Source organism: Prosthecobacter sp. SYSU 5D2 (assembly GCF_039655865.1).
Lineage (GTDB): Bacteria > Verrucomicrobiota > Verrucomicrobiia > Verrucomicrobiales > Verrucomicrobiaceae > Prosthecobacter.
In genome coordinates this window covers 57,709-80,339 of the sequence record NZ_JBBYXL010000001.1, presented here as the reverse complement: position 1 = coordinate 80,339, position 22,631 = coordinate 57,709, and the positions used below count along the sequence as shown (strand labels likewise).

Sequence of the window (22,631 nt, the reverse complement as noted above, 5' to 3'; positions counted from 1 at the left end):
AATCTGCGGGTTCGTTGGTCCAATCCCCTCCCTCCCTTTTTAAAATCTATGAAAGCTTCTCTTTTGGTTCTTCTCCTGGCGCTGGGTGTCAGCCGCCTGATGGCGGCGGATGCGGTGTCCCTCTTTGACGGCAAATCTCTGGCCGGGTGGACCGGGCAAGACGGAGCCAAGCCCGGTGCAGGCTGGGTGGTGGTGGATGGTGCCATCCACCTGAATGGTGAAAAGGGCGGCAATCTGCTGTCTGAAAAGGAATACACGAACTTTGACCTGAGCTGGGAATGGAAGGTGGAGGAGGGCGGCAACAACGGCATCAAGTACTGGGTCACGAAGATCAACAACAAGGAGTGGCTGGGCATCGAGTACCAGATGATTGATGACAAGAAGCATCCCGATGGCATGAAGGGTGGCGGCACGCACAGCACGGCTTCCTTTTATGACATCCAGGCCCCGGCGGAAGACAAGCCGATGAACCCGCCCGGTGAATGGAACACCAGCCGTGTGGTGGCCCAGGACGGCAAGCTGCAGCATTACCTGAATGGCAAGCTGGTGGGCGAGGCCGATACGGCCTCCGAAGACTGGAAGACCAAGATCGCGGCGAGCAAGTTCAGCAAGAAGGAAGGCTTCGCCCCCGGCAAGGGCCGCATCATGCTGACGGACCACCATGACAAGGTGTGGATCCGCAACATCCAGATCGTGGAGAAGTAACCGAGCGGTGCCGGAAAACGCAAAAAAGCGGGTCCCCGTTCTGGAGGCCCGCTTTTTTTTAGCATCGGAGGTTCAGATCAAAGGTCACCCAGCACGGTGGACAGATCTGCCACAACTTTGGCCCCACTGATCTTGATGCTGCCTTTGGCGAGTATGTCATCATCTTCAGCCGTATCAAAGGCTCCGGCCATCACCGGCATTGAAGCGTTGCTCAGTAAAATTATCAGTGCAGGTTTGATGACAGCCACTTTCTGGCTCAAATTCACCAGGCCATAAAGTTTTCCGCCAATTCCATCAATATTGATGGAAAAGCCGGTCAGCGTTTCAGTGGTGGAAAGATATTTGTATTTAAGGCTTTGTAATTCTTCATCCACATTCACCTGGGTGATCAGCTGGTTTAAAGAAAAGCTGGAGGCGCTGGGCTCACCCTCATCGTAGTTGAAATTGTCGAAATCAAGATGGTCAGTGATGTCCTCGGACGGCTTGCCTTTTTTAACAAGGAAAAAACTGATATCGGAGGAAGTGCCGACGGTGATGGCCTTGACCGACCAGCCGGCGATGGTGCTGTCATCCAGGATGCCGGCATCTTTCAGGTCCAGCAGCAGTTCTTTGATTCCGTACTTGGCAGACGCGGTCTTGATGTTGACCTCGCTGTAGCTGGTTTCTTTGTCACCTTTGACGATTTGCCAGGTGTTGCCCCCCGTCGGAATCCGCTGATTGTCATCGCCCTTGATAAATTTCCCGTCCGCATCCCTGACAAAGGTGCCGGGGAGGATGGTTTTCAAGGTCAGGGCCAGGGAAAAATTGGCCGCAGCTCCCGCAGGAAGTGCAGCTTGGACAGGGAGGGCGAGGGTGGCCGCCAGAAAGGTGGCCAGGAGGATGCTGGTTTTCATAAGAGTCATGAGCTAGGGTGACCTGAACGGCCGTCCAATACGGCCACATGGAAAACAAACTCGTTTTCAGGGTTCTGCAAACGCCGTCTGTTGGTTTGCACCGTGTATTCTGCAATGAAACAGAAACTCAGCCTGAGCATCACCGCTTTTTCTTGCCCTTCCCCTCTGGCCTAACATAGGATAGGTTCAGATCATTCGTCCGCACCTCCTGCAGCCGGGCCGCCAACTTCTTTTTGAAGCCTTCCACCACCGAGGCGTATTCCGGCTTCTCCGCCAGGTTGGTGTATTGCTCCGGGTCCTTCTCCATGTCGAACAGCTCGATGCCTTTCGAGGCATCCTCCGCATACTGAAGATAGGCCCAGCGTTTTTCCCGCAGCAGCAGGCCCTTGGATGACGGAGCTGTGCAGAAGGCCGCCTGCCGCACCTCATGCTTCGGGTCATCCAGCATGGGCGTGATGTTCTTCCCTTGCAGCCGGTCCGGCACCTCCAGCCCGCAGAGGGAGGCTACGGTGGGATACAGGTCAATCAGCTCGGTGAATGAGTCACAGACGGCCGCTTTCTTTCCCGGCACTTTAATGATGAGCGGCACCTTGGCCGATTCATCGCGCAGGCTGACCTTGGCCCAGAAGTCATGCTCGCCGAGGTGATACCCATGGTCGCTGGTGAAGATCACAATCGTATTGTCAGCCTGGCCGCTGGCCTCCAGCGCATCCAGCACCTTGCCCACCTGCGCATCCATGAAGGAGACGGAGGCATAATAACCGCCCACCGCCTTTTTCTGCCGCCGCTCATCCATCTCCATCTTCACGCTCGTCTTGTAATTGATGCCTGCCTTTGGAATGTCGTCCCAGTCGCCTTCGATCTTGGGTGGAAGTACCATTTTGTCATAGGGCTTATAGTCCGCGTAGTAGCGCCTCGGCGCGACGAAAGGCACATGCGGCCTAACAAAACCTACGGCAAGAAAGAAGGGCTTCCCTTTCACCGCGTGTTTGCCCAGCAGCTCCACCGCCTTTGCCGCCGTCTTGCCGTCGGAATGGACCAGGTCATCTCCGTCCGCCTCCACCACGACAAAGGTGTTGCCACCCACGACGGGCTTCTTGCCGTCCGCATTTCCCTCCAGCGTCTCGCCGTCTCCAGGCGCCTTCCATTCCGGCCCGAGGCTGTTGAATTTCTCCGTCCAGGAGGCCGGATCATCCGCGCCATCGCCGCCATTGTGGTCGCGTCCATCGCCGCCTTCCTCAACACCGCCGGGCACGCCCATGTGGAAGATCTTGCTCACCCGTGCGGTGTAGTAACCGGCATTCTTGAAATGCTGGGACCAGGTGGCCCGGTCGCCGATGACCGGCCTGGGATTGACATAACCAAACACCTCCGTCGCATGCGGATAGTAGCCGGACATGAAGGACGCCCGCGAAGGCCCGCAGTAGGTCGCATTGCAGTAGGCGCTGGTAAACCGTGTCCCCTGCGCCGCCAGCCGGTCAATGTTCGGCGTTTTGCAAACGGTGTTCCCATAGCAGGAAAGCGCCGTGGAGGTGAGGTCATCCGAGATGATGAACAATACGTTAGGCCGCTCCGCCCAAAGCGAAGCCGCCATTCCCATCACCAGCATCAAGGTCAGTCTTTTCATAACAAATCAGCCTTTTAAACTTCACTTCCCTTCCTTCGCCCACTTCTTCATCAGGGCGATGTTGGCCTCAATGACCGGATTGCCTTTCTTGCGATACTCAACCATGTCGCTGTCATACATGGCTTCGGATTCCGGACCGGCATCCTTGGTCTCCACGATCCAGCGTTCCAGCATGCTGCGGTGTTTTTCCAGGGTGTCTTTATAGTCCGGATTGGCCGCCAGGTTGGTGACCTGCCAGCGGTCATTCACGTACTCATAAAGTTCCTCCGCCGCACGCTTCGGGCTGAACAAAAGATCCTCTGATACCGAAGGCAGCGTGCCTGCCTCATGCGCGGCCCGCAGCGCACTGATGATGTCCTTGCCGTCCTTGTACGCATTCGGCTGCAGGTGCGGGCGGTTGGGGAGGAAATTGCGAATGTAGAGAAACCGGTCCGTGCGCACGCTGCGGATATGCTCCACCGTTTCATCGCAGCGGTCACGTGCTGAATAGACGGCCTCGCGCGGCTGGTAGTCCTTCGCCAAAATATCCTTGCCCTGCATCGCCGCAGGCACGGACAGACCCGCCGCAGCCAGAGAAAGAGGCGCCATATCAATCTGCATAATCAGGTCCTCACGCACCTTCCCGGCCGTAATGCCAGGGCCGCGCACCACGAATGGAATGTGCGCGCCTTCATCATAGAGGAACTGCTTGCCGCGTGCGTGGCTGATGCCGTGATCCGTCATGAAAATGATGAGGGTATTGTCCATCAGGCCTTCTTCTTCCAGCCGTGCCAGCACCTTGCCCACATGCTTGTCCGTCAGCTTCACCGCATCCAGATAGGCGGCCCAGTCTTCCAGCAGCACCGGGTCACGAGGATAGTAGGGCGGCAGCGTCACCTTGGCCGGGTCCGTCTCCGCGCCGAACTCCGCCCTGGCCCTTTCCGCAAGCGCCTTGGCACCTTTGGAATCGCCGCCGCGCAGCTTGCCGCCGGGAAGCTGCACCTGCATGAAAAACGGCTGGCCCTTGGCCCTGTCCGCCCAGTCATGGCTGTCGTAGATCTTCGGGTCCCATTCAAAGTTGTAGTCCGTCTTGCCCAGCTTGCCTTGCGTCTTCCCGGCCTTGGCAGCCTTCTTCGCCGCCTTCTTCCCCAGGCCCTCGCCATAGGGCAGCCCGCGCAGATCCAGCCCCGGCAGCCCGCTGCCGATGCAGGTATAATACCCGCCTTTCTGGAACAGCGCAGGCACCGGCTCCACGCCATCCGGCAGGTGGATTTTCAGCTCCCCGCGCCCGCTGCGGTGATGATGCGAGCCGATGGTCGTCTGATACATGCCGGTGATCATGGCTGACCGGCAGGTGGAGCACACCGGTGCGGTGACATAGGCCTGGGTAAACTTGACCCCCTCCTTTGCCAGCCGGTCCACGTTCGGTGTCTTGATCAGCGTTTCTCCATAGCTGGAAAAATTCGCCGACATGTCATCCACAACGAACCATAGTATGTTAGGCCGATCAGCCGCATGGACAGAAGGTGTCAGCCCGGACGCGCAGGCCAGCACAAAGGCGAGGAAGGAGATGCAGAATTTCATGGTTGTTTAATCGGCTCTTTTTCAAAATCAGTCTCATTCACCCAGCCCGCTTTGGGCTTCTCCCCGTTCTTCCATTTCTCGTAAAATCCGTCGCCATTGGTCGGTGCGTATTCGTCGAAGATCTTGCCATTCCCCACCATGCGCGGGTCGCCCTGGTCCTTCATCGTGGATTCCATCCGTGTGCTCAGGCTCTTGATTTTTTCCTCATGCACAGATTCACCGGCCAGGTTGTGCACACAGTCCGCATCCACGCTCAGGTCATAGAACTCCTCCGCGCCGCGCAGGCCGAAGTTTAGCTTCCAATACTTGTCGTTCCGGTCCTTGCGGCCCATCTCCAGGATCAGCGATTTCGTCGGGCTGCCGTCCGTGTCCAGGTAACCTGTCTCCGGATTTCCCGCCGGCCAGCGAGTTGGCTCATAGTTCTTCAAATACAAATGATTGGCCGTCACGATGCCGCGGATTGGGTAGCCCCAGTTGTTAGGCCTGCCGACATCCGTGCGCTCCTTGCCGATCAGCACATGGTCACGCTCCGCGATGACCTGGCCCGCCTTTTCGCTCTCCAAAATGGGCCGCCAGCTCTTGCCGGTGATCGCCATCATGCCGCTGTCTTTTTCGGTGATGCCCGCATAGTCCAGCATCGTCGCCGCGATGTCGGTGAAGTCCACAAAGTCCTCGATCACCCGACCCGCCTTCTTCATACCTGAGGGAAAACGGATGGCCAGCGGGATGTGGTTGGAGTCGTGATACGCATAACCTTTCACCCGTGGAAAGGGCATGCCATGGTCGCTGGTCACAATGATGAGCGTGTTGTCCAGCTCGCCGCGCTTCTCCAGCTCCGCGATCATCCGCGCCAGGTGGTTGTCCATGTGCTCCACCTCAAAGGCGTAGTCCAGCATGTCATGGCGCACCGTCTCATGGTCCGGCCAGTAGGCGGGCACCTTGTCAATGTCCGCCAGCTTCTTGCCTCCCTTTTTCACGCCCGATTCGAATTCATATCCCCGGTGCGGCTCCGTGCAGCCATACCAGAAGCACCACGGCTCGCCCTCCTTCGCATCGGCCAGGAAATCGGCAAAGTTGGCCGCGTAGTCATTGTTGCCCATGGCCGTCGCTGGCGGTTTGGCCTTGCGTTTGTTATACGGTTTGCCCGTGATCTGGCGCGGTTTGCCCTCTGCATCATTGGCGATGCCTGGCCCCCAGCCCTTGCCTGTGATGCCCATGTGCCAGCCCTTCTCCATCAGCACCTCCGGCCAGCTCTTCAGCTTCGCCGGAAAAACCGCCATGTGGTTTCCCGCCTCCTCATTCTGCCACAGATGGCGCCCGGTGAGCACGATGGCCCGCGAGGGAGCGCACTTGGCCATAGGCGTGTAGGCGTTCTTGAAAAGCACGCCCTCTTTGGCAATGCGGTCAAACCCCGGAGTCTTCACCCAGGGCGTGCCATAAACACCCGCATGCGGCCCCCAGTCATCCGCAATGGCAAACAGTATGTTAGGCCGCTTTTCTTCTGCAGAGGCTGCCTGCACCAGCGCAAGCGCCGAAATTAACATTACAAAAATCGGTTTCATCATCTTCATCACTTCTTCTTTTTGTTGCCTTTGTTTCCCTTGCCACCTTTGCCTGCCCCTTTGGCGGCGCGGTCCATGTGCAGCTTGTAGGCCCAGTAGCCTTTCGCTTCTTCCATGAAGGGTTTGTACTGCTCGGTCTCATACCAGGAGACTGGCTCAGGATCGGGCGGTGTGACCTTGCCTTCAGGATAATCTTTGCCGGCAAAGCTGGCGTCCACACTGGCGTTCCAGGTCTGCCAGTCCTTCTTCATCTTGGCCAGCAGGTCCGGTTTTTCGGCGCTCAGGTCCTTCGTTTCGTGAGGATCGGCTTCCAGGTCATACAGCTCAAACGGACCTTTTTTGAGGTCATTGGCCAGGAGCTTGTAGCGGTTGTCCACAAAGGCCGTCTTCACTCCGTAGCGAAAGCCCAGCGGTTTTTCACGCGGTCCGGTTTCGGCTTTAAACAAGGGCTTCAGGCTCACGCCATCCACCGGCTGGATGAAGGAGCTGTCGGGCAGGCCGACGATGTCCGCCACGGTCGGGAACAGGTCCACCACGCAGGCGACGTGATCCGTCACTCGCGGTTGCACCGTGCCCGGCCATTCCATGATGCCCGGCACGCGCAGGCCGCCTTCATAGACCTGCCCTTTGTTGCCACGCAGGCCGCCGGTGGTGTTTGGCTTGATCTCCGGCAGGCCGCCGTTGTCGCTGCAAAAGACCAGCAGCGTATTCTTCTCCAGCTCAAATTCCCGCAGCTTCTTGCGCAGCGTGCCGATGCTCCGGTCCATGGCCACCAGCTCACCATGGTGGTTGGCGGATTCCTTTTCCAGCTCGCCGAATGGCATGCGGTCGGCATCGCCCGCCTTGAAGGGTGAATGTGGCGTGCCATACCAGATGACGGTGAACATCGGCTTGCCGCCTGCGCGATGCTTGTCCAGGAACTTCACGGCCTCATCCACGATGACCTCCGATGAATCGCCCATCACCTGCTCGGGCTTGCCGTTGCGGCCTAACCAAGGATCCATGTCAATGAAGTTCGTGGCGGAAACCCATTCATCAAAACCGAAGGCGCCCGGACTGCGCGGATCGTCTGCCAGCACAGGTGCGCCCGGCCCTTTGAACCCGTTGAGATGCCACTTGCCAAAATGCGCCGTCACATAACCCGCACCTTTCAACGCCTGGGCGATGGTCTTTTCCTGCACCCGCAGGCCGTAGCCATGGCTCAGCACGCCGGTGCGATCATTCGTGCGGCCTGTCATCACACAGGCCCGCGTGGGCGAGCACACCGGATTCCCGGCATAAAAGCGGTCAAAGCGCAGGCCGTTCTCCGCCATCGCGTCCAGGTTCGGCGTCTTCAGCACCGGATGTCCACGATAGCCTGTCTGCCCCCAGCCCATGTCATCCGCCATGACAAAGATGATGTTAGGCTTATCCTCTGCCGATGCTGGGGAAAGGAGAGCGGCTGCGCCCAATAGAATGCCAAGTGTGAATGCCTTCATGAAATGATTGAGTAAAGGGTTAGGGCAGCTTCGGCTTCACCGGTGTCTTGCCATCTTCCGCCACCGGATACACCGCCTGGTGCGCCTCCAGCCCGGCCACCAGTTTTTTCATCATGGCGGCCAGCTCCTCCGGCTTCTCCGCCGCCAGGTCCTTCTGCTCAAACGGATCGTTCTTCAGATTGAAAAGCTGGTAGTGCGAGCCGCCGGAAACCTTGGTCGGGAAGTAATGATAAATGACCTTCCACTCGCCATCGCGCAGGCTGGTCCAGTATTCGGTACGGTGCGGTGCGTGCGGGTAGTGCATGAGGAATTTCTCCTCGCGTGCGGCATCCTTCGCGCCGGTCAGCAGCTTGGTCAGCGGCAGGCCGTCCACGGTATGCCCGGCAGGTGTGGCCGTCTCAGTTACTGCCAGCAACGTGGGGAAAAGATCATGCACGGCGGCCTGCTGCGGCTGGATGACTCCGGCCGGAATGGCCAGCTTTTTCTGGAACGGATTCTCGTCATTCCGCCTGGCCCAGGCGGCGATGAACGGAATGCGCATGCCGCCTTCATAATGCGCGCCCTTCTTGCCCCGCAGCGGTGCCGCGCAGGCCACCTCATGCTGGTCGCCCAATGGCGCATCGCTGCCGTTGTCGCCGAGGAAAAAGATGAGGGTATCCTCTGCCACTCCCAGCTTGTCCAGATGATCCAGCAGATCTCCGAGCGACTTGTCCATGCCCTCGATCAAGGTCGCAAAAGCCTGCGCTGGTGGAGTCTTGCCACTGTCTTTGTAGTTGGCTTCAAACCTCGGGTCCGACTCAAACGGCGCATGCACCGCGTAGTGGGCAAAGTAGAAAAAGAACGGTTCCTTTTTCTTCGCAAACCCGTCCAGCTTATCCTTGGCCTCCATCGTCAGCACTTCTGTCAGGAAGAGATCTTTGCCATGGTACTTCTCCAGGCCTGGCACGGCATTCTTTTCCCGCCGCTTGTTGCCCCAGCCAAAATTCTGCGCCGCATAGTAGCTGCCCGGAGCGCCCATGGCACCGCCGGCCACATTGATGTCAAAGCCGATGTTGGACGGATCGCTGCCTTCCATGGCGCGAGGGCCAAAGTGGCCTTTGCCCACATGCATCGTCTGGTAGCCGACACCCTTCAGCACGGTGGCCAGCGTCACATCGCCTTTTTTGAGACCTGCCCAGTTCCAGTCCGGCGGTCCTTGTTTGCCCGCATTGTCCGTGTCCGGATTGATCCAGTTCGTCGTGCGATGCCGCGCGGCGTTCTGGCCGGTCATGATGGAGACGCGGGTGGGTGAGCAGACGCTCATGGCGCAAAAGTTGTTAAACCGGATGCCCTGAGCCGCCAGCCGCTCCATGGACGGTGTGCGGTAGTATTCATTCAGCGGATACTTTTTCGGCTTCCCGTCCGCATCCGTCAAAAAGGGCACGGAGGTGTCCATGACGCCCATGTCATCCACCAGGAAGACCACGACGTTGGGCCGGTCGGCGGCCAGTGCAGAGCCGCTTAGGACGGCGGATAAAGCGAATAAAAAAAGAGTCTTTTTCATAGATCAGTTCGGGTGTTTAAAAGGATGATGCGGTTGATAAGTTGCCCTGGCGGACCGTAGGCCGGATGTGTTCTGCGCAAGGCAACTTCGTGGTTCTGATCCAGCCTGCCCGCAGAACTATCCGGCTTTCCCTGGCGGTGCCCTTTTCCCTGCGGCCTGCCTCTCTCAAAAGGCGGGCTTTGGTGGAGAAAGCACCTTCAAAGACAGCCGGATAGTTCGGCGAAGAGTGCCTTGGAGCAGCGGTCTTCAGCGCGCCGAACACATCCGGCCTACCTTCGCTTGGCGCGACGCAAGGCACAGCGGCTGCTCTTTCGGCAGCTTTGTCGGTAGCGGGTATGAAAAAGTCACGCATGGCGGGAACAAAATGAATTTTTGAGGCAACCTTGTTTACTTCTTTCCTTTACCTTTGCCTTTGGCCTGACCGGGGCGCGGCTGGCGCGGTTGCGGCACATACTCCGCCTGGTCAGAAACGGCCCACGTTACATCGGCCATGACATGACTGGACTTGGCATGCGGATCTCCGCTGGTGGCCAGGTAGTTTTTTAAACTCGTGCCCAGTTCCCGGATCAGCCCGCGCTGCGCCGGATCAGCGGCCAGGTTTTGCATTTCAAAAGGATCTGTGTCCAGGTCAAACAGGGCCGGTGCATCCGTGGGGGAGAGCACCAGCTTGTGCCGACGGGTAAAGACTCCCACCCAGCCTGCCGTGCCCTGCCCGGTGCCGCCAATGCGGACGATGGCCTCGTCCTTCCAGCCCTCCGGCGCGCGGCCTGTGCGCAGCAGCGTGGAGGCATCGCGCCCCTGCATGGCCGCTTTGGCTTCCACACCCAGCAGGCCCAGCAGCGTCGGTTTGAAGTCCACCGTGCCCAGCGCCTCATGCACCACGGTGCCCGCCTGGACCAGGCCCGGCGCGGCAATGACAAACGGCACGCGGGCACTGCCCTCGCAGGGAATACCCTTGTTATGCCGGCCATGCTCGCCGCACATGTCGCCATGGTCGGAGGTGAAAACGAGCACCGTGTTTTCAAGCTGCCCGGTCTCCTCCAGCGCGGCGAGCAACCGGCCCACATTGTCATCAATGCACTTCACCATGCCAAAATACAGCGCCATCTGCCGCGCGACAAACCGGTCCTGCATGACCTGGGCAAAGGACGGTAGTTTGTCCCCTTTGGCCAAGGCCGTCTGCGGCTGCTGGAACTGCGCCGCATCAAACATCGTGTCATAGGGCGCGCGCACCGTGTTCGGCCCGTGCGGGTCCGGCAGGCTCAGCATGTAGCAAAACGGTTTTCCATCGCGCGGACGTTTCACAAACTCAATGGCGCGGTCCGTCAGATAATCCGTCGTGAAGGACTTGGGATCGGCGTCACCCAGATCATAGCTCGGTACACCTTTGGCATCCACCGCCGCCACCTTTGGCCCGTCCGCATCCTCGCCCAGCTTCTTCCAGTGACCGCGGTTAAACATATACCGGTTATCCGTGAAGCCAAAGGCCCGCTTCGGTGCCCAGCCCGGTTTGGCATCGCCATCCAGATGCCACTTCCCTGCATAGCCATTGTCATAACCCTGGCGCTCCAGCACTGCGGCAAAGGTCTCCATCGCATCCAGCATGGGCAGGTCATTGGTGATGCTGCCCGTGTTCTGCGGATACAGCCCGGTCATCAGCGCTGCGCGTGAGGGCGTGCAGACAGGCGATGTCGCATAGTATCTCATGCACACCGCTCCGCGCCTGGCGATGGAGTCAATGTGCGGTGTCTCCACCTTCACTCCGGCCCCCCAGATGTAGGCCTGCTCCGGCGGCATCTGGTCGCGGTAGCAGCCCAGGGTGCGGAAGTTATGCTCATCCGTCTGGATGATGAGGACATTGCGCGGCTTCTCCGCCCCGGCAGACCCTTGGGCAAGGGCCAGCGACAGGGCCAGCAGCAGAAAAACAGGCGACTTCATAAAACAATCTTTGGTTAGGCGATCCGTGCAAACAACATTCAGACACAGCTTAAGGCTTGCGATAATGCAGCGCCACGCCGCCGCGCTTCAGGGATTCGATGTGGAAATCAAACCAGGTGTCCTTCCGGCCCTCGATCATCTTCTTCTGATTGTGGTCCAGGCCCTCCACCTCAAAGTAGCTGTGCTCCTTCCCGGCGGCTGTGAGCGCCGCGTGGTATTCGCGCACCGTCACCAGATGATCCGGGTCCGCCGTGCCGCAGGCCACCTGGATGCGCAGGTTCGCCTGGATGTCCTCCAGGTTCTTTTTCAGATTCAGGTACGGATCATTGGCCCGCAGGCGTTCCATGTCATCGCCCAGGTAGGCATTGGGCAGCCGCGCCGCATCGGACACCGCATAGACATTGCCGCTCTGGTTAAACAGGGAGGCGAACAGGTGCGGATGTTTCATGGCCAGATTGGTGGAACCGCGTCCGCCCATGCTGAATCCCTCGATGCAGCGCCCTTTCCGCTCTGCAACTGTGCGGTAGGTGGCATCCACATGCGGAATCAGTTCCTTCACGAAGGCCGTCTCCGCCATGAACCGCCCATCGCCGGAATCCTGATACATCGTCGCCCGTCCGCCATTGGGAAACACCATGATCATTTCCGGCAGCGTGCCTTTTAGAATGCCCTCCTGCAAAACCGTGGCCGAAAACACCGACCGCGCTTCATTGCCACCGGCCCCATGCAGATGATAAATCACCGGGTAGCGCCGCGCCGTGTCCTTTTCATAACCGGGCGGCAAATAGATACAGTAGCCCACGTCGCGGTTCATCGCCGCACTGTGAAAGGTGTGATGCGTCACGCCCTCCGGCAGCTCCGGCACCGGGCTCACCACCCACATGTCATCCGCATTGCCAGGCTTGGCTGCCGCTTTCTTTTTGGCCTGGCCCTTTTCAGGCTTGGCCGCCAGCAGCGGCAGGGCCAGGCCGAGCACGAGCGGCAGCATGACCAGCGCGGAGAAAATTCGCTTCATAGTGTTAAATATCATCTAACCTGGGCGGTGGCATTTGGCGCAGGCTTACTTCTTCTTGCCCTTCCCTTTGCCCTTGCCTTTCTTGGAGGCATCTCCGTCATCGGTAGGACCGGACAGCGGCGGGTTTTCAAAGTAGGCACCGTCATTGACCAAGCGCGGGTCGCCTGTGCGGGCCAGCTCATCCATGAGGCGTTTTTCCAGCGCCGCCTTCACCTCCGCATAGGCCGGATCTTCCGCCACGTTCTTCGTTTCGTGCGGGTCCTTCTGCAGATCATAGAGCTCATACTTGGGCCGCTTGCCATACACCCATTCATAGTGCGCCTGCCACTCAGGCGTCGTGCGCGCCTTCACCAGCCAGGCCTTCGTCGGACCGGCATCTTCATCCGGATGCGTGGCGCGCGTTGTCTCGATGATCTCGGCCTCGGACGGTTCCTCCGGTGTGCCCAGGCCATACGGATCTCCCAGCGGCCAGCGGTCTGGGCGGAAGTTGATGATGAAGAGATGGTCCTTCGTCGTGATGGCCCGCTGCGGATACGGGCTGTAGTCTGCGCGGGCGATCTCCACATGCCGCTCGCGCCCGGTGAAGACCTGCGTGCGCGTCTCATCCACCTGCCCGGACTTGTCGGATTTCAGCACGGGCCACAGGCTCTTGCCGGTCATGACCTCCGGAACGGGCAGACCTGCCGCCTCCAGGAAGGTCGGGGCCAGGTCGGTCAAGTTGACAAAGTCATCCACCACCCGGCCGCCCTTGACACCGGGGCCCGTGATCGAAAGCGCCACGCCGGTGCCAAAGCCATACAGGTTGCACTTGCCATGCGGGAAGCCCGGTGCGCCGTGGTCGCCGCTGATGACGATGAGCGTGTTGTCCAGCTTGCCGGATTTTTCCAGCTCCGCCACCAGCACGCCGATGCTGTGATCCCAGGCCTGCACCTCGCCAAAGTAATCCGCCAGGTCCTGACGCACCACCGGCACATCCGGCAGATACGGCGGCATCTTGCCCTTCAGCGAATCCGGGTCAATGCCCCACAGCTTCTTGCCGCTGCCCTGGATCCAGGTGCGGTGCACATTCGTCGGGCCGAACCAGTAGCAGAAGGGCTTGCCGCCTTCATTGGCCTTCAGGAAGTCGCTGAAATTTCCGCGCACCTCCGCATACAGTTCCTCCTTCGCGGCCTCCACTTCCTTGCCCGACTCCACCATCTTCGTCACGTTTTGTGAAAATTGGTTAAACTTGCCACCCGCCGCCTGAAACGCATACTTCTGCCCGCCATACGGTGCGTCTGACGGCGTGCCCGGTCCCCACACCTTGTACGTCTTGCCAATGTGATAACCCGCATCGTTCAGCAGCAGCGGATACGCCGGAATCTTCTCATCCCACACCGCTCCGCGCAGGATGGCACCGCGCCCCGTCCGCCAGAAATACTGCCCGGACAGCAAGGAGCTGCGGCAGGGTGTGCAGGACGGCGCATTCACATGAGCATTGCGGAAGAGCACGCCCTTCTTCGCCAGCTTGTCAAAGTTTGGCGTCTTCACCACATCATTGACTCCGCCCTTGCCGTTCACCTCCGCATAAAGGCTGGCAAAGCGGCCCCAGTCATCGGCAAAGAAGAACAGGATGTTTGGACGCTCCTGCGCCTGGGAGAGCGTGGGAGCCAGGGCCAAACCCAGGCCCAAGGCGAGTGTGAAAAGTCGGCTGATCATCGGACCCTGTTCAACGGCCTAAAGCCGCGGAGCTTTCGGGAGAATGCAGAAAGTGGCTTCTGACAAGATTTCCGCGCATCCTGCCCTTGCCGTCCGCCCACAGGCATCTCCACCCACAATTCAGTTGTGGCAGAGAAACGAATAAGATAACTTCAAAAGAGACCCTAAAACGCCATGGCATACGCACTCCAACTGATTTGCCTTTGCCTTGTCTTGATCGGCACAGCGGTGGGAGCATCTCCTGAGCTGCCAGCCATCAGTCATGCCTATCTCGATTCGCGCGGGTATCCGATGCTGGAAATCACCAACCGGTCCCCAAAGAGTGTGAGCTATTCTGGTTATTCAGCAGCCAACCTCCTCTTCACCATCGAGTTACTGAAAGAGGGCAAGTGGGTGAATGCGGACCCCGGATGGTGTGGAAATGATGTGGAATTTTTCGAGCTGAAACCTGGATCAAGCACGACAGTCATCTTACTGGCCCTGGAAGAAGCGGATCAACCCGGAAATACAATTCGCCTGGGCTTTCGTTTTTTGATGGGCGCCGAATCAGAGTGGACCGAAAAGACACCCTTTTATTTTGCTTGGAGTCCGCCCATCACCTTTCCCCTGAAGCCTAAAAGCTAGGCAGCGAGGATGTCCCAATCGATGCCCTCAATAGACTGGGTGCCCTGGCAGGAAAGGCAGGCTGCACACGAAGTAGCAGCAAGGAGAAGACCTTCCCCTCCAAGCCGCCCTCTATACGTTTTTACTCTCATTGACAACAAGTGAAGTAATAATGTATATTTAAAGCATGACGGTCAGACTGCCCAAAGAGATCCGCGCCCTTGCCAGGCAGGGTGTTTTCCGTGCGCGGGACCTGGCAGCAGTGGGAGTTCCGCGCTACCGGCTCAAAGAGCTTGTGGAGGCTGGAGCCCTGCGAAAAACAGGACGTGGACTTTACATGCCCCAAAGTGCCGACATCACGGAGAACCATTCCCTGGTTCAACTGGCGGCCAGATGCCCCAAAGCCGTGGTGTGCCTCCTGACAGCCCTTCGTTTTCACGATCTGACCACGGAAAACCCCGAGGTGATCTATGTTCTCCTGCCCAAGGGAGTGAAGCGACCACGGATCACGAGTCCTCAGCTTGATGTCACCTGGGCCTCTGGGGAGAGCTATCTTCATGGCATCGAAGAGCACCTCATGAGCGGCGTGAAGGTGAAAATCACCAGTGCAGCCAAGACGGTGGCCGACTGTTTCAAGTATCGTAACAAGGTCGGCACCGCAGTGGCCGCTGAGGCGCTGCGCGATGCGTGGCAAAAAAAGAAGGCAAGCTCAGAAGAGCTATGGCAGGCTGCCAAGGTGTGCCGGATGACGAACATCATGAGGCCCTATTTTGAGATGCTGGTTGCATGAAGAAGAAAAACGCCCTCAAAAATGTTGCCGCATCGGTGCGTGACCGCCTGCTCAAGGTCATGACAGAAACGGGCCAGGACTATAACGTGCTTTTGACTCGCTACGCGATTGAGCGTCTGTTGTTCCGGCTGGCGGCTTCCAAATACCGGACCCGGTTCATACTCAAAGGAGCGATGCTGTTCGCTGCCTGGCAGCACGTCCCGCACCGCGTTACCAAAGACGTGGACCTGCTGGGTTTTGGAGATTCCTCCCCTGAGGCGTTGACGGCTGTTTTTGCCGAGATCTGCGTGGAGCCTGTCAATGACGATGGAGTGGTGTTTGACCCCGCTTCTGTTCGAGCAGAACCGATCCGTGCTGAAGAGGTCTATGCCGGCGTGCGGGTTACGTTTCAAGGAGTGCTCGGCAGCGCCAGGCTGCACGTTCAGGTAGATGTGGGGTACGGCGACGGCTTTGCCGTTGAACCAGTCATGTTGCCAATTCCTTCCCTGGTGGGAATGCCGCCGCCGGAAGTCCGCACCTATCGCATGGAGACATCCATTGCGGAAAAGTTCGAGGCGGCCGTAACGCTGGGCCTCTTGAACACGCGCATGAAGGACTATTTTGATTTGTGGCACCTGGCCAAAGGCTTTGCCTTCGACGGGCAAGCCGTGAGCGAATCCATTCGGGCCACGTTTGAGCGGCGAGCCAAGGCTCTTCCTGAGAGTGTGCCGGCCGGATTCAGCGAAGAATTTTGGAGCGATCCGAGACGCCAGGGCATGTGGGATGCGTTCTGCAAAAAGTCAGTGAGAACCAAGCCGCACCCGAGCCTTGAAGAGGTCGTTCGCTTCGTTGCGGCATTCATCATTCCCCCTGCGCTTGGCGCGAGCAAAGCAGCGAGCTTTGCCCGGCAGTGGCAAGCAGGTGGGCCCTGGTCCTGATGAAGAACGAATCTGGACACTTGAAATCAAATCACCGCTGCCTTCAGAAACAGCACGCACCCCAAATGAAAACCCAATATTACACGGCCACCACTCTGGACGGATTTCTGGCCACGGAAGATGACTCGCTGGAGTGGCTGTTTCCGCTGGGAGATCTGGAGGATTCCAGCTACCCGGAATTCATCGCCCAGGTGGGTGCGCTGGCCATGGGCGCGGCCACGTATGAATGGATGCTGCGCAATGCTGAAGCGGTTGTTGCAGAGACGGGTGCCGCCTGGCCGTATGCCCAGCCGGCCTGGGTCTTCACCAGCCGCGAACTGCCCCGGATCGAAGGTGCGGACATCCGTTTCGTCCAGGGAGATGTGCGGGCCGTCCATGCGGACATGCGTGCGGCGGCGTGCGGCCGGAACCTGTGGATCGTGGGCGGTGGCGATCTGGCCGGGCAGTTTTATGATGCTGGCCTGCTGGATGAGCTCATCGTGCAGATCGGCTCCGCCACCCTCGGCCAGGGCAAGCCGCTTTTTCCCCGCCGCGTGTTGAGCCCGGTGCTGCGCCTGATGTCCGTCCGCCAGATGGGCGCGGGCATGGCGGAGCTGCGGTATGAGGTGGGGAAAGAGGGGGCGGTTTAGGGCGTACCCCCTGGAGCGCCATGATCCGTTTTGAAGATTATCCATATGCACCGTTCCGGGAGGCCCTGGGAACGATGTTGGGGCGGATTGGACTCATCCTGCTGGCCACGGTCACAGGTTCCATGCTGGGAGGGTGGACTGCCACAGGGTCCATGGAAGGCCTGTGGTTTGGGGTCGCTGAACTGCCCGCGCTGAGCCTGGCCTCGGTTTTTACAGTGCCGGGTTCCTGGTGCTTCTTGCCGTGTTGGTTTATGCCATTGTCTCCATCCGCTGCGAGTGGCCGCTGTGGCTGACTTGGCTCTGCACCCTACTGATGTGGTATAATATCCACCGGACCGTCCGCTGGACGGAATACGACAGCCCGTTGGCCAAGCAGCAGAAACAGCTTCATGCCGACCTCGATAAAACCATGAATGCAACGATGGAGCGGGCCGCCCGGGAGCGGCAGGACTGACGGCCGCTTCATCAGGCCATGCCCCTTATGTTGGCGCATGCTTGGGGCAGCCTTGGCTGGAGCTTGGCGCGCCTTTGGCCGCGCGGAAGGCGGCCAGGTCTTCGGCGCGGTGGGTGGCGGCTTTGAGGGCGAAGGCGTTGTTTTGCTGCTTCCAGAGTTTCACGGCTTCGATGAGCGCCGGGCGCGGGTGGCGGAAGCTGTAGGCCAAGTAACCGCCACGCGGGCCGGTGGAATAGCGGACGCGGGCGAAGAAGCCCAGGGCCTCCAGGTTCTGGCAGGCGGTGCGGATCTGGGCACGGCTCAAGGGCTGGCAGTGGGGGGGCAGGTCAAACCACGAGGCTGCCAAAAGGTCCTTCCTGTGGTAGCCGCAGGCCCGGGCTTGGATGGTCTCCCAGCCGATGAAGGCAAAACCGGCCTGATTGGTCTGGACGGAAAGGATGGCGGCCAGGATACGGAACTCACGCCAGGAGAGCGGCTTGCGGCCGGCGTCCACCTTCCACCCGGTTTTCTTCCGTTCAGAATGGAGCGCATTCCATAACCAGTGGCCTTTGATCGTGAAAAAGACGCCTGTTTCCTGGCCATGCTTGGCCCAGCACTGCGCTATGTACTCTGGGGTGGCTCCTTTGAGGTTGCAGATACCAGCCCCCACCAGGGCGGCCTGCCAGAGGGCGGTGGAGTCCTCCCTGGACATGGCCTCATTGCATGCATCCGTGAGCGTGAAATCTGCCGGAGGGCTCTCCGGCTCTTTGGCCTCGTTGGCGGTCTCTTCAAGCAGGCAGGCGAAGGCCTCCTCACCATTCAGTTTCCGGAAGCCGATGCCGGCATTGACGGTTCCGCAACAAAGGGCGTTACAGAGAGCCTCCAGCGCCGAGCCTCCGCTTCTGAGGATGGACAGGGGTGTCTTGAAATAGGTGTCGGATGCGCTCATGGCCGGCCCTCCTGGCAGAAATCAAACAGGAACTGCCCGCGGCCATACAGGCGCTGCAGGCGGTGGTGCTCGGCATGGTGGGCCTGGCAGAGCCAGAGGACGTCCAGCGGCCTGCCGTAGTCCTCGTGGTGGCCATGGGAGCGGGTGCAGCCGCAGACCCGGCAGGGCTGGCGCCGCAGCTCTCCGCGCAGCACCGCCCGATACACGGCGTTGTGGGCGGCGACGGCCTGCGGGTGGCGGTTTCTCCAGCGGATCACGGACCTGGCCTTGGAGCCGTCCTGCTGGCGTTCGCGGGCACGCTGCCGGTCGCAGGCCGTGCAGCGGTGATGTCTTCCGTAGCGGGCACTGCGGTCGCGAGAAAACTGGTCCAGCGGCTTGATGACGCCGCATCGTGAGCATTCTTTGAGCAGGTGCATGGTAGGTTTCGGGTGCTGCCACCGCCGCTTTTGGGTCTTCACGCGCAGCCTTCTCGCGCGGGGCCTGGGGCAAAACGGAGGCGGGTGGTGTTGCGTTTAGGCCTGGCCATTTCCGCCGGAGGCGCGGCTTTCCAGAAAAGCCCGGAGGCTGCCGATGCTGACCAGGCGCGTGCCTTTGCTCTGGCCGCGCTCACGCAGCGCCACGGATTTGATGTGGCCCTGGTTCATCAGCTCGTAGAGCTTGGGTTTGGAAAGGCAGGAGAAGGCGCAGGCCTCCTTCACCCGCATCCATTCCGCCTGTGGCGGTGGCTGGCGGCTGTCAGCAGCGGCGGCGGTGGTCCGGGCTGCTTCGGCGCCCGTTTTGGGTATCGGTTGAGATTTCATCCGACCCTTACCGGGCGAATCAACTCACGAAAAAGCAAACGGTTATTTTCAGTAAAGTCCGGGAAGTCGAGGCCTGGATTCGGTCCATCGGGTTGTGTTGCCACCCTCCTTTTTTCTTACCTGCCCGGTGCTGCCTTTCCCCCCTCCCTGCTGCCTTGGCAGCGGGGAAAGGTAGTTATGTCTTTCTCTTTTATGCCTTTCTCCTTCAGGTCTTTCTCTTCCAAGCCTTTCTCCTTATGTTGGCGGGCCGGTTGGCGGTGGCGTTGGTCCCCGGCTTGGCGGCTGGTTTGGTCAAAAATGCTTGAGCAATGCTTGTGCAATGCTGGCGGTCATCGGGCCCTCCGGCCTGATTTTATCAATGCTGAGAGGAGCGGGCCGTGCATGCTTAAAACGCCGTCCTTCCATCGGATGGGCTCAGAAATCATTCGCCCTGAACGCAATGTGCTCTATGCTGGCCGACCCCCAATGCACACGGAGTACGACATCCAATACGCCCTGGAGAACACCCAGGTTCTTCATGAGCCGGACCGGCGGATTGACACCTTTGGTTCCACCCAGTTTGAGTTTCAACTGGTCTCCGAACTCATGGACAGCGTGAACACGACGCGCATCCGCCAGGGCAAGCTGACGGCGGAGAAGCCGCTGATCCTGCGCCCGGACCCCGCCTCGGTGGCGGATTTTGACTTTGACGGCTTCGGCCCGCAGGGCGAGGCCTTTGGCGATTTCCTGAAGGAAAACCTGCACCGCCTGGCCATCCTGAAGTACGGCTTCAAATTCAAGATGGATGACATGACCGAGGACCTGGTGCATGAGCCCATGGAGGCCGTGTGCGGGAAGCTGCTGGAGGACATCCGCATCAGCGGAAACCCGATGCGGGCGGTCATCGCAGGCGTGGATGACACGTGGGAGATCTGCCTGCTGAAATTCACGGTGGAGATGATTGAGAAGTCTCAAAAAATCAACCTCTTTGACTTTAAACGGCGCGGCCTCCTGGGCTGAGCACCGCTGCGCACTGCCATGGCCAAGGCCCAGCTCAAGCTCCTGCTCTTCCTCATCGTCCTGGGTATCACCCTGGGCAGCATGGCCACGGCCTATTACATTTATGACAAGGTGCTGAGCCCGCACAAGCGCGTGCAGGAGGAGATTGCGACCATCAAAAGAGGCGATGTGCCACGGATGGATCCGGGGGAAAAGCGCTTCGATGCAGCGGTGGAGCTGATCCGGGAAGGCCGGATCGAGGACGGCCGTGACGCCCTGTTCAAACTGATCAACCAGTTTCCGGACTCTCCCACCTGCGTGGAGGCCAAGCGGATCATCGGCGAGATCAACATGGACCAGCTCTATGCGGCGGAATCCAAGGCCGGGAAGAAGGACTACATTGTGCAGCCTGGAGATTCGCTGGCCCTGATCGCAGGCAAACAGGGCACGACGGTGGACCTGCTGATCCGGCTGAACGGGCTGATGGGCACGATGCTGCAGCCAGGCGACCATCTGGCCATCCTGCCGCTGGAATTCAGCATCCATGTGAAGGTGGGGGCCAAAACAGTCTCCCTGTGGCGGAAGGTGGGGGAAAGGGAGTTTTTCTTTAAAGAGTACCTGGCGCAGGAGATCCGGCTGCCGGCCGGTGTGCGGGTGCCTGCGGAAATGGAGATCAAGGGCAAATCTGCCGTCAAGGATGGCAAGGTGCTGCTCACCACCGACCTCCACTATGCCGAAGCCGACAAATGGCTGCCCGGGAGCCGGAGCGGCGTGGTGCTGCGCACGCCCCCGAAACCCAAGGCGGTGGCCGTGGCTGAACCCGCCGCCGAAAACCAGGCGGCTCCCGCTGTGCCTGACCTGGAGGACGGACCGGAGCCGGGCATCTTCCTGGCCCGCGAAGACCTCGAAGAAATGTTTGCCCTGGTCCGCAACGGCTCCAAGCTGTACATTATCCGATAGACAACTGACCCCTTTCCCATGAAACACGTTCTGGAATTCGAAAAGCCTGTGATCAAACTCCGCGAAGAGATCGAAGAGGCCAGGAAAAAAATGGCCTCCAAACCAAGTGACAAGCTGGCAGCCCAAATCATTGACATGGAGAACAAGGCGGAGGCCCTTCTGCGTGACATCCACACCAACCTCAATCCCTGGCAGCGCGTGCAAATTTCCCGCCATATCAACCGGCCCTTCATGCTGGACTACGTGAAGCATTGCTGCGACGACTTCACCGAGCTGCACGGAGACCGCCACATCGGCGACGACCACGCCATGCCCGCCGGCTTTGCCACCTGGGGCGGCAAGAAGGTCGTGGTCATTGGCCATCAAAAGGGCCGCGACACGAAGGAAAACCTGCTGCGCAACTTTGGCAGCGCCCATCCGGAGGGCTACCGCAAGGCCCTGCGCCTGATGCGCATGGCGGAAAAATTTGGCCTGCCCATCGTCACCCTCATTGACACACCCGGCGCCTTTCCAGGCATCGGCGCCGAGGAGCGGAACATCGCCGAGGCCATCGCCTTTAACCTGCGGGAAATGATGCTGCTGAAGACGCCCATCGTGGCCGTGGTCATCGGTGAGGGCGGCTCCGGCGGCGCCCTGGGCATCGGCATCGCCGACAAGGTGCTGATGATGGAAAATGCCTACTACAGCGTCATCAGCCCGGAAGGCTGCGCCGCCATTCTTTGGAAACACCGCGAACACGCCCCGGAGGCCGCCTCCGCCCTGAAGCTGAGCGCCCAGGACCTGTCCAAACTGGGCATCATTGACGGCATCGTGCCGGAGCCTGCCGGTGGCGCGCACAATGACCACTTCGCCGCCGCTGAAGCGCTGAAGGGCACCGTGCTGAGTGCCATCAACGACCTGGAAAAACTGTCCACCGCCGATCTGCTGGAAGGCCGTTACCAGAAGTTCCGCGCGCTGGGCAAGTTCACCGAGAACTGAGTTTTACAGACGCAGAGTCTCAGCAGGCCCCGTGGGTGAATGCCCATGGGACCTTTTGTTTGTGGCGATGGTAAATGAAGGCTGGAGCGGCCGTTTCGTTCTTTGCCTTGAACGGGTCCATGCTCTATTTTGATATCATGAGCCAGACAGTCCAACTCACGGTACTCATGCCGGCCAATTTGGCCAAGTTGCGCTTTCCGAAAGCATTGGACCAGCGTTTGCACTTTCTTTTGGACGAACAAGGCCGGAAGGGCAAGCTGACGGCAGCTGAAAAAAAAGAAGCCGAAGGGCTCGAACAAATGGCAAGGATGCTCTCCATTTTAAAACTGGGTGCCCAGGTAAAAGCATGCTGAACCGGGCATGGGTGACTTATGAAGCAGTCATACCATCTTCCAAAAAGCTGTCCGAAATTCCGCTGTGCTGGCTTGGTTCCCGCAGCCCGTAGGGCTGGCCATCAATAGCCGGAGGTCAGGCGAGCCTTGGCGAGGCAGACCTCCGGTAACCGGCCACGATGGTTCCAAGGTGCCTGCTACTCCGAAGGAGTAGGCCTATCAGCCACGCCATGCCTGAAC

Annotated in this window: 22 protein-coding genes; 10 read left to right on the top strand and 12 right to left on the bottom strand. The window is 59.5% G+C overall.

Going from position 1 to position 22,631, the window contains the following annotated elements; genetic code table 11:
- Positions 1-48: 48 nt before the first annotated feature.
- On the top strand, positions 49-705 hold the full coding sequence (locus WJU23_RS00390; RefSeq protein WP_346330539.1) for a DUF1080 domain-containing protein: 657 nt from the start codon (positions 49-51) through the stop codon (positions 703-705).
- 77 nt (positions 706-782) lie between these two features.
- On the opposite strand, the gene WJU23_RS00385 is transcribed toward WJU23_RS00390, so the two are convergent.
- The 9 genes from WJU23_RS00385 to WJU23_RS00345 all read right to left on the bottom strand — a co-directional run bounded on the left by WJU23_RS00385 (position 783) and on the right by WJU23_RS00345 (position 14,022).
- The gene (locus WJU23_RS00385; RefSeq protein ID WP_346330538.1) at positions 783-1,598 is read right to left on the bottom strand and encodes a hypothetical protein; all 816 of its coding nucleotides are present in this window, start codon (positions 1,596-1,598) and stop codon (positions 783-785) included.
- 139 nt (positions 1,599-1,737) lie between these two features.
- Positions 1,738-3,207: a sulfatase gene (locus WJU23_RS00380; RefSeq protein WP_346331000.1), complete on the bottom strand. Its 1,470-nt coding sequence runs from the start codon at positions 3,205-3,207 to the stop codon at positions 1,738-1,740.
- Between the two features lie 39 nt (positions 3,208-3,246).
- A complete protein-coding gene (locus tag WJU23_RS00375; protein ID WP_346330537.1) occupies positions 3,247-4,788 on the bottom strand; it encodes a sulfatase in 1,542 nt (513 codons plus the stop codon).
- Positions 4,785-6,353, bottom strand: coding sequence for a sulfatase (locus WJU23_RS00370; protein WP_346330536.1), 1,569 nt, complete (start codon positions 6,351-6,353; stop codon positions 4,785-4,787). Before WJU23_RS00370 ends, WJU23_RS00375 begins: the two co-directional genes overlap by 4 nt.
- A gap of 5 nt (positions 6,354-6,358) precedes the next feature.
- Positions 6,359-7,828 (bottom strand): sulfatase-like hydrolase/transferase, encoded by a 1,470-nt coding sequence (locus WJU23_RS00365; RefSeq protein ID WP_346330535.1) that lies wholly within the window; start codon positions 7,826-7,828, stop codon positions 6,359-6,361.
- Between the two features lie 19 nt (positions 7,829-7,847).
- Complete coding sequence (locus tag WJU23_RS00360; protein WP_346330534.1) at positions 7,848-9,371, bottom strand: sulfatase; 1,524 nt, start codon at positions 9,369-9,371, stop codon at positions 7,848-7,850.
- Between the two features lie 387 nt (positions 9,372-9,758).
- Entirely contained in the window at positions 9,759-11,309 is a 1,551-nt protein-coding gene (locus WJU23_RS00355) for a sulfatase (protein ID WP_346330533.1), read from the bottom strand.
- Between the two features lie 49 nt (positions 11,310-11,358).
- Positions 11,359-12,324, bottom strand: a complete 966-nt coding sequence (locus WJU23_RS00350) for an alpha/beta hydrolase-fold protein (RefSeq protein ID WP_346330532.1) — start codon at positions 12,322-12,324, stop codon at positions 11,359-11,361.
- A 45-nt stretch (positions 12,325-12,369) separates the two neighbouring features.
- Complete coding sequence (locus WJU23_RS00345) at positions 12,370-14,022, bottom strand: sulfatase (protein WP_346330531.1); 1,653 nt, start codon at positions 14,020-14,022, stop codon at positions 12,370-12,372.
- Between the two features lie 174 nt (positions 14,023-14,196).
- Here WJU23_RS00345 and WJU23_RS00340 point away from each other — a divergent pair, with 174 nt between their 5' ends.
- From WJU23_RS00340 to WJU23_RS00320, 5 genes are all read left to right on the top strand, one after another.
- Entirely contained in the window at positions 14,197-14,646 is a 450-nt protein-coding gene (locus WJU23_RS00340) for a hypothetical protein (protein ID WP_346330530.1), read from the top strand.
- Positions 14,647-14,812: 166 nt separating this feature from the next.
- Complete coding sequence (locus WJU23_RS00335) at positions 14,813-15,415, top strand: type IV toxin-antitoxin system AbiEi family antitoxin domain-containing protein (RefSeq protein ID WP_346330529.1); 603 nt, start codon at positions 14,813-14,815, stop codon at positions 15,413-15,415.
- Entirely contained in the window at positions 15,412-16,332 is a 921-nt protein-coding gene (locus tag WJU23_RS00330) for a nucleotidyl transferase AbiEii/AbiGii toxin family protein (protein WP_346330528.1), read from the top strand. Before WJU23_RS00335 ends, WJU23_RS00330 begins: the two co-directional genes overlap by 4 nt.
- A gap of 65 nt (positions 16,333-16,397) precedes the next feature.
- Positions 16,398-16,961: a dihydrofolate reductase family protein gene (locus WJU23_RS00325; RefSeq protein ID WP_346330527.1), complete on the top strand. Its 564-nt coding sequence runs from the start codon at positions 16,398-16,400 to the stop codon at positions 16,959-16,961.
- Positions 16,962-17,202: 241 nt separating this feature from the next.
- Complete coding sequence (locus WJU23_RS00320; RefSeq protein ID WP_346330526.1) at positions 17,203-17,415, top strand: hypothetical protein; 213 nt, start codon at positions 17,203-17,205, stop codon at positions 17,413-17,415.
- Between the two features lie 25 nt (positions 17,416-17,440).
- Here WJU23_RS00320 and WJU23_RS00315 read toward each other — a convergent pair whose 3' ends face one another.
- From WJU23_RS00315 to WJU23_RS00305, 3 genes are all read right to left on the bottom strand, one after another.
- Positions 17,441-18,343, bottom strand: a complete 903-nt coding sequence (locus tag WJU23_RS00315; RefSeq protein ID WP_346330525.1) for a hypothetical protein — start codon at positions 18,341-18,343, stop codon at positions 17,441-17,443.
- Positions 18,340-18,759, bottom strand: coding sequence for a hypothetical protein (locus WJU23_RS00310; protein WP_346330524.1), 420 nt, complete (start codon positions 18,757-18,759; stop codon positions 18,340-18,342). The genes WJU23_RS00315 and WJU23_RS00310 overlap by 4 nt, the downstream gene beginning before the upstream one ends.
- Positions 18,760-18,855: 96 nt before the next feature.
- Complete coding sequence (locus tag WJU23_RS00305) at positions 18,856-19,143, bottom strand: helix-turn-helix domain-containing protein (RefSeq protein ID WP_346330523.1); 288 nt, start codon at positions 19,141-19,143, stop codon at positions 18,856-18,858.
- 465 nt (positions 19,144-19,608) lie between these two features.
- On the opposite strand from WJU23_RS00305, the gene WJU23_RS00300 reads away from it, so the two are divergent.
- From WJU23_RS00300 to WJU23_RS00285, 4 genes are all read left to right on the top strand, one after another.
- Positions 19,609-20,142: a hypothetical protein gene (locus tag WJU23_RS00300; RefSeq protein ID WP_346330522.1), complete on the top strand. Its 534-nt coding sequence runs from the start codon at positions 19,609-19,611 to the stop codon at positions 20,140-20,142.
- Positions 20,143-20,160: 18 nt separating this feature from the next.
- Positions 20,161-21,081, top strand: a complete 921-nt coding sequence (locus WJU23_RS00295) for a LysM peptidoglycan-binding domain-containing protein (protein WP_346330521.1) — start codon at positions 20,161-20,163, stop codon at positions 21,079-21,081.
- An 18-nt stretch (positions 21,082-21,099) separates the two neighbouring features.
- Positions 21,100-22,059, top strand: coding sequence for an acetyl-CoA carboxylase carboxyltransferase subunit alpha (locus WJU23_RS00290; protein ID WP_346330520.1), 960 nt, complete (start codon positions 21,100-21,102; stop codon positions 22,057-22,059).
- Positions 22,060-22,196: 137 nt separating this feature from the next.
- The gene (locus WJU23_RS00285) at positions 22,197-22,412 is read left to right on the top strand and encodes a hypothetical protein (RefSeq protein ID WP_346330519.1); all 216 of its coding nucleotides are present in this window, start codon (positions 22,197-22,199) and stop codon (positions 22,410-22,412) included.
- Positions 22,413-22,631 lie beyond the last annotated feature (219 nt).